The 6,815-nt window shown below is 71.2% G+C and carries 6 protein-coding genes; 3 read left to right on the top strand and 3 right to left on the bottom strand.

Going from position 1 to position 6,815, the window contains the following annotated elements; genetic code table 11:
* On the top strand, window positions 1–390 hold a 390-nt coding region (locus tag AOK23_RS41155; RefSeq protein WP_055717520.1), incomplete at its 5' end, for a sigma-70 family RNA polymerase sigma factor.
* Window positions 387–1,745, top strand: coding sequence for an outer membrane protein assembly factor BamB family protein (locus AOK23_RS41150; RefSeq protein WP_055717519.1), 1,359 nt, complete (start codon window positions 387–389; stop codon window positions 1,743–1,745). The genes AOK23_RS41155 and AOK23_RS41150, both read left to right, overlap by 4 nt.
* Window positions 1,746–1,790: 45 nt before the next feature.
* On the opposite strand, the gene fxsT is transcribed toward AOK23_RS41150, so the two are convergent.
* Complete coding sequence (gene fxsT, locus AOK23_RS41145; protein ID WP_055717518.1) at window positions 1,791–5,159, bottom strand: FxSxx-COOH system tetratricopeptide repeat protein; 3,369 nt, start codon at window positions 5,157–5,159, stop codon at window positions 1,791–1,793.
* 159 nt (window positions 5,160–5,318) lie between these two features.
* Window positions 5,319–5,825 carry a hypothetical protein gene (locus AOK23_RS41140; RefSeq protein ID WP_157878308.1) on the bottom strand — a complete coding sequence of 169 codons (507 nt, stop codon included), beginning with the start codon at window positions 5,823–5,825 and terminating at the stop codon, window positions 5,319–5,321.
* 104 nt (window positions 5,826–5,929) lie between these two features.
* Between AOK23_RS41140 and AOK23_RS41135 the strand changes: the two genes are divergently transcribed.
* Window positions 5,930–6,412 carry an HIT family protein gene (locus AOK23_RS41135; RefSeq protein WP_055717516.1) on the top strand — a complete coding sequence of 161 codons (483 nt, stop codon included), beginning with the start codon at window positions 5,930–5,932 and terminating at the stop codon, window positions 6,410–6,412.
* On the opposite strand, the gene AOK23_RS41130 is transcribed toward AOK23_RS41135, so the two are convergent.
* Complete coding sequence (locus AOK23_RS41130; protein WP_055717515.1) at window positions 6,393–6,758, bottom strand: DUF1330 domain-containing protein; 366 nt, start codon at window positions 6,756–6,758, stop codon at window positions 6,393–6,395. The two genes, AOK23_RS41135 and AOK23_RS41130, sit on opposite strands and share 20 nt — an antisense overlap.
* Window positions 6,759–6,815 lie beyond the last annotated feature (57 nt).

Here is a 6,815-nt window from a genome sequence, read left to right as displayed (position 1 = left end):
CGGCAGATCCTGTACCGGCAGCAGGTCAACCGGTGGCGGCTGCGCCGGCACCGCGCGGAGACGACGGTGCCCGTCCTGCCCGACTCCGCCGCGGAGGGCGACGCCGGGGCGGGGTCCGAGCTGCGGATCGCGCTGTGGGCGGCGCTGCGCCGGCTGTCGAAGCGGCAGCGGACCGTGGTCGTCCTGCGCTACTTCGAGGACCTGCCCGAGGGCGAGGTCGCGGCGCTGCTGGGCTGCCCGGTCGGCACGGTCCGCAGCACCGCGCACCGATCGCTCGCCAAGCTCCGCGCCCTGGTCCCGGAGTTGGGGCCCGAGGGCCCCGAGGGGACCGGCGCGCCCGTGGAACAGGTCACGCAGCTCAGCTACGCACCCGGGGGGGTCCGAGGATGACGACGGAGCAGGTGGAGGAGAGGGTCCGGGAGACGTTGCGCGCGGTCGACCTGGACCGGGTGCGGGCGCCCGGGGACCTGGTCGACAGGGTCGTGCGGCGGCGCGGCCGGCGCCGTTTCGCGCAGGCCGCGGGGTCGACGGTGGCCGTCGCCGCGATCACCGCCGGGGCGGTGCTGGGCCTCGGGGGCGGCGGCGCGGCCGACCAGGACCGGCCGGCGCGGCCCGCGGCGTCGCCGCAGGGCTGGAAGCCGTGGAACATCACCGCCAAGGGCACCGCCGAGCGGGGCTGCCTGGTGGACGGCGCCGCGCTGTACTGCGCCGGGAGCAGGTACGACGCGGCGAAGTTCGACGCCCGCACCGGCGAACGGCAGTGGACCGTCAAGGTCGTCCGCGAGGGCGGCTACGGCAACGACCACCCGTTCGCGGTGCGCGACGGCGTGGTCTACGCGTACCAGAACCACACCGCGCGGAACCAGCCGAACGGCGACTACGCGGGCGGCACCGATCTGGTGGCGGTGAAGGCCGGCACCGGGAAGGTGCTGTGGAAGGTGGAGCTGGCGAACGACAACCGGGACGCGCAGTCCGCCCTGCTCATCGACGGCGCCGTGCTGGCGAACACCCCGAAGGACCGCACAATGTCGGCCCTCGATCCGAGGACCGGCAGGACGAAGTGGCGCCACACATGGAAGAAGGGCATCTGGTGTGAACGGGCGGTGCTGAGCGGGGTGCCCTACCTCGCGTGCAGGCGCGAGATCAAGCATCCGCAGACCACCGACGTCTTCCGTCTCGACCCTGCCACCGGGAAGGCCGAGCAGATCACGCGCCTCCTCGGCGGACAGTCGTTCATGGGGACCACGAAGGACCGGCTGGTGCTCGGCGCGGAGAGGGACGCGGCCGGCAAGAAGGTGAGGCTGACCCTGGTCAGCGGCTCCGGGCAGGGGGTCGAGCGCTGGTTGCCCCTCCAGGGAGCGCAGGCCCACGTGGACGTCATCGGTGACCGTGTGATCTCCGTGAACTGGCGGGGCGAGGCCCGCGCCTACTCGCTGCGGACGGGCAAGGTCCTGTGGACCCGCCCGGTGGGCGTCCCCATGCCCGATGAGGAGTCGATGACGGGCATCGCCTCACCCGTGGTGTCGGAGAAGCGGGGAGTCGTGTTCTTCCTCAGCCCCACCGGCGACCTGTCCGGCCTCGACCTGCGCACGGGCCGCCAGGTCTGGCGCCACCACGTCGACTTCTTCGGCAAGGGCAAGCCACTGAACTTCGGCATGCCACCCCAACTCCTCCCGTACGACGACGTACTGATCGCCCGCAACGGCAACAAGATGATCTCCCTGCTCCCGCGCATCACCGGCTGATCCGCGTCAGGACGCGGGCCGGGGCGCCACCCGCACCCCGGCCCGCTAGGGAATGTCCTGTACGGCGCGCTCGGCGATCGCGACGTTCATGTGGCTGTTCAGGGTGTCGGGATGGGTGTCGCCGAGCACACGCGCATACACGGCCAGGCATGCCCGGTAGAGCGGGAGAGCCCGTTCCGGTTCCCCGGCGGCCAGGCAGGCCCCGGCCAGTTGACCGCGGCTGTGCAGGGTGTCCGGGTGGCTCTCACCGAGGAGGTGCTCCCGCTGGGCGAGCGTCGTCTCGTACAGACGGGTGGCGCGTTCGAGGTCTCCCGCCGCGCGGTGGGCGAAGGCGACGGTGTTGCGGCTGTGCAGGGTGTCGGGGTGGGTGTCGCCCAGTACGCGCACGCGCTGGGCGAGGACCCTCTCAGCCAGCGGGACGGCTCGTTCGACCATCCCGGCCGTCACGTAGGCGTAGGCCAAGGTGTCGCGGATGTTCAGGGTGTCGGGGTGCAGGTCGCCGAAGACCTGCTCGTGCTGGGTGAGAGTCCTCTCGCAGAGCGGAACAGCACGGCGCGGATTACCCATCTCCGCGTAGGTGTAGGCGAGGGCATGGCGGCTGCGCAGGGTGTCGGGATGAACGTCGCCGAAGATCCGCTCGTGCTGCCCGAGACTCTCCTCGTGCAGGAGGACGGCTCGTCCGAGATCTCCCGCCGCTTGATGGGCGAGGGCGACATGGCTTCGGAATCGCAGCGTCTCGGGGTGGGTGTCACCGAGGATCCGGGCGGAGTGCGCGAGCGTCGCCTCGTGCAGGGGGATGGCACGCCTCACATCACCGGACACCTCGTAGGCGATGGCAAGGTTGCTCCGCCGGATGAGGGTGTCGGGGTGCCTGTCGCCCAGCACCCGCTCGGACTGCGCGAGCGTCGCCTCGTGCAGCGGGATGGCACGCCCCAGATCCCCCGAGACCTCGTAGGCGATGGCCAGGTTGCTACGGCACATCAGGGTGTCGGGGTGCCTGTCGCCCAGCACCTGCTCGGACTGCGCGAGCGTCTTCTCGTGCAGGGGTATGGCACGCCCCAGATCGCCGGACACCTCGTAGGCGACGGCCAGGTTGCTACGGCACATCAGGGTGTCGGGGTGCATGTCACCCAGCACCTGCTCGCGTTGGGCGAGTGTCGTCTCGTGCAGCGCGACCGCCCGTTCCAGATCTCCGGCCATGCGGTAGACGCTGGCGAGAGCGTTACGGCTGGTGAGGGTGTCGCGGTGCATGTCACCCAGCACCCGCTCACGCTGCCGGAGCGTCAACTCGTGCAACCGGATGGCACGCTCGAAGTTCCCCGCGACCCGGTAGACATTGGCGAGGTTGCTGCGGCTGATGAGGGTGTCGGAGTGCGTGTCACCCAGCACCTGCTCGGACTGCGCGAGCGTCTTCTCGTGCAGCGGGACGGCGCGCCCCAGATCCCCCGCCGCCTCGTAGGCGATGGCCAGATTGCTGCGGCTTCGCAGGGTGTCGGGGTGTGCGTCGCCGAGTACCCGCTCACGCTGGGCGAGCGTCGCCTCGTGCAGCGGGATGGCACGCCCCAGATCCCCCGAGACCTCGTAGGCGGCGGCGAGGTCGCTTCGGCTGGTGAGTGTGTCGGGGTCCAGGTCGCCGAGGGTCTGCTCACGCTGCGCGAGGACCGCCGCGTACAAGGGGACGGTGCGCGCGGAGTGGCCTTGTTCGTGCATCCGCTGAGCGGTTTCCTCGTACCAGTCGGTGAGTGGATCGTTGCGATGTCCGTGAGGGCTGGTCGCGGCAAGGGCCACCAGATGGGGGATGAGCGTGTCCCATTGGCCCTCGGAGGCACGGTCCGGGCCCGCTGCTGACGTGAGGGTGCGGAGGACGGCCCTTTCGGCCCGTCTGCGCCCTGTGTGATGGGGGCGGCCCCCGGTTCCCGAGAGGCGAGCAGCACTGGGTGAGCGCAGGACTGTCTGGACCAGGCGGTGGACACTGACGGACGTCTCGGTGACGGTGGCCATGCTGTAGGCGGCCAGGGTGCCGAGGGCCTCGGCGAGCGTTTCGGGGCTGGTGGCCGGCGGCATGAGAAGGGCATGGGGGATGTCGTCGGGAGCGAGCCACGCGGCGGTGTACAGGACGTCCACGGCCAGTCGGTCGCGCTGGGCCAGCGTGTGCAGGGTGACCTGCCAGATCCGGTTGATGGTGTGCTCGTCGGTCAGCCCGTCGGCGCCTCTGCCGAGCTTCTTGCCCAAGCTGCGGCGGTAGGCGTCCATCGTGATGCCGGGGTTCTGGGCGAGGTAGGCGCCGGCCTGCTTCAGGGCCAGCGGAAGGTGTCCCAGATCGATCGCCAGTGCCCGGGCCGCGGCCACCTGGCGCGGTGTGGGTGTGCTGTTCCTGAGAACAAGGGTGCACAACAGATCGACCGCGTCGTCGGGCGGCAGCGTTCCCAGAGTGAGTGTCGGTGCGCTGTCGGGCCAGCCTCTGGTCCGGCGGCTCGTGGCCAGATGGTGCCCGCCGTTCAGCGACCCCAGGTAGGGGGCCAGGTCGGCGGGTTCCTCGACATTGTCGTAGATCAGCAGCCAGCCCGGGTGCCACCGCAACCATTGTCTGGCCCACACCACCTGGGCTTGTTGCCCGGCGTCGGCCGCCCACGCGGGGACCAGCTCCTGGGTCAGTTCGGCCAGGGAACGGGCGATGAGGTCGGGGGACTCGGCCCTGATCCACCAGATGAGGGTGTATTCGCCACGGTGTCGGTGGGCGTAGTGGAGGGCAAGGGTGGTCTTGCCGACTCCTCCCAGCCCGTGCACGGTGCCGGCCTGGGCGATCGCGCTTTCCCCTTGCCGGGTCAAGTTCCGTCGCAGCCAGGCCAGTTCGGCGTCCCGCCCGACGCACAACCCGACCGGGGCGAGATTGGACATACCGTGTGCGGCGTTGACCTTGTCCGGTGCGTACAGAGCGTCCGTGGGCAGACTGACCACGTCGCCGCTGACCGCGGTGCCGATCGTCGCCGCACCGATCGAGCGGATGCCGGAGGCCCGGGTGTTCGTGAGGGCTTCAGGCCCACCCGGCGAGGCCTGGGGGGTGTGCGCCGGCCTCGCCGGGCCCGGTCCGGGGACAGGCAGTACGGCAGCCAGTTCCGCGCGCAACTCCGCGTCGGCCCGTAGAGCGCGCTTGAGCAACTGCCGCAACGCCCCAGCGGCATCGGGGTTCTCGGGCTCCTCGGCCGCTTCGGCCACCGCCTGCACCAGTGCCCGCCGACCGCTCTCGTCCCCGCGGCGCCACACCGTTCGCAGGATGCGACGTCCCAGGTCGACGGTGGAGTCGCGGACGTCGCCCTCCGCCCGGGTCAGCACGGCTTCGCCGTACACGCCGATCGCGGCCGACAGACAGGGGCCGGCCCCCGTCACCCAGTCCCCGATGTCCGCATCCCTCATGACGCCCCCGCTGCGCCTACCCTGCCGCAGGCCTCATCCCGCCACGGCTGAATCTCAGCGTAAGCACGCCTCCCGGATCGCACAGGGCGCGAAAGGAGCCCAGAGGGGCACACAGGCGCACGACGCGACCGGTCTCACCGCCCCCGTACGCGGGGTCACTCACTCCGTGAAGCAGCCGAACTCCTCGTCGTCCCGGTCGTCGTAGGCCGTCCGGGACTCGGCGTCCGACTCACCGAACACGATCTGGCCGGGGGCGAGTTGCTCGGGGCGGAAGGTGAGGAAGCCGGAGATCTGGTCGTCCGAGGCCATGTTGGCGCGCAGGGCGTACGTGGTGCCGGGGTCCAGGGTGGCGGTGAGGGGCTGTTCCGTCGTGAAGCCGTCCGGGGCGGTGCCCAGCCGGATCCGCTGCGAGAGGGTCTTCCCGTCCGTCGCCCTGATGTGCCACAGCGTGCGGCCGGGGTCGTCGACGGTGCTGGAGTCGTCCCACTCGTAGAGCGCGGCCTCGGTGATCCCGTCGCCCTTCGCGGCCGCGCAGTCCCGCCAGGCGAGCGTGGGCTTCGCCGCCGTGCCCGTGACGAAGAGGGGATCGTGCTCGGCGCCGCAGGCCGTCAGCAGGGGCGCGAGGGCCACAACTGCCGCCAACAGCACCGCTGTTCCCCGTTTCATGGCGCGGAGTCTATGGGGGGACACGAGCACCGTCGGCCCCACGGGACGTATCGAAGCGGTACCGGACAGATCACACGGCACACCCCCGGATAGGGTCACCGGTCATGGCTGAGGACTGGCGGCGTGATCGGATCGGCAGCGCCCTTCGCGGCGACAACCCCACCGTGCTGCGGAGGCTGGACGCCGGGTTCGCGGTCATCGGCGACGTGCAGTTCCTGCCCGGGTACGCCGTCCTGCTCGTCGACGACCCCGCCGTGACGCGGCTCTCGGAGCTGCCGAGGGCGCGGCGGCTCGCGTTCCTGTCGGACATGGAGCGGCTCGGCGAGGCCGTCGAGCGGGTCTGCGGGCGGCTCGACCCCGCGTTCCGGAGGGTCAACCTGGAGATCCTCGGCAACACCGACCCGTTCCTGCACGCGCACGTGTGGCCGCGGTACGCGTGGGAGCCTGCCGAGTCGGTGGGGCGCCCGGTGTGGCTCTACCCGCCGGAGCACTGGGCAGACCCGAGCCACGCCCTCGGGCCCCGCCACGACGCCTTGCGTACGGGTATCGGGGAGGAGCTGGACCGCCTCACGGGCTCGGCGGTGTGACATCGGCGGGCAGTGCCTCCCGCATGGCCTTCGCCGTGGCCGCCGGGTCGTAGTCCACGGGTACGCCCTCGACCATGATGATGTCGCCCTCGATGTGCCGGGAGCGCAGCGGGGCGATCTCCTGGTAGGCCGGTGAGTCCCACCAGGCCCGGGCCTCCGCGATCCCGGGGAAGCCGATCATCACGACGTGGCCCGGCCAGGTGCCCTCCATCACCTCGTGCGGCGTGACATGGACGAGGAAGCGTCCGCCGTACGGCTCGAAGGTGCCGGGGATCCGCTCGATGTACTCGGCGATGTCCGGGTGCGGGGCGGCGTCACGCAGGTGGGCGATGACGTAGGCGGGCATGGTGTCTTGGGTCCTTCCGGTCGGTGGGGCTGGGTGGAGGGTGTCCTGGTCCGGGAG

It is taken from the genome of Streptomyces torulosus, assembly GCF_001419765.1.
Lineage (GTDB): Bacteria > Actinomycetota > Actinomycetes > Streptomycetales > Streptomycetaceae > Streptomyces > Streptomyces torulosus.
The sequence above is the reverse complement of the archived record's forward strand: the minus strand, read 5'-3'. Positions and strand labels throughout refer to the sequence as shown.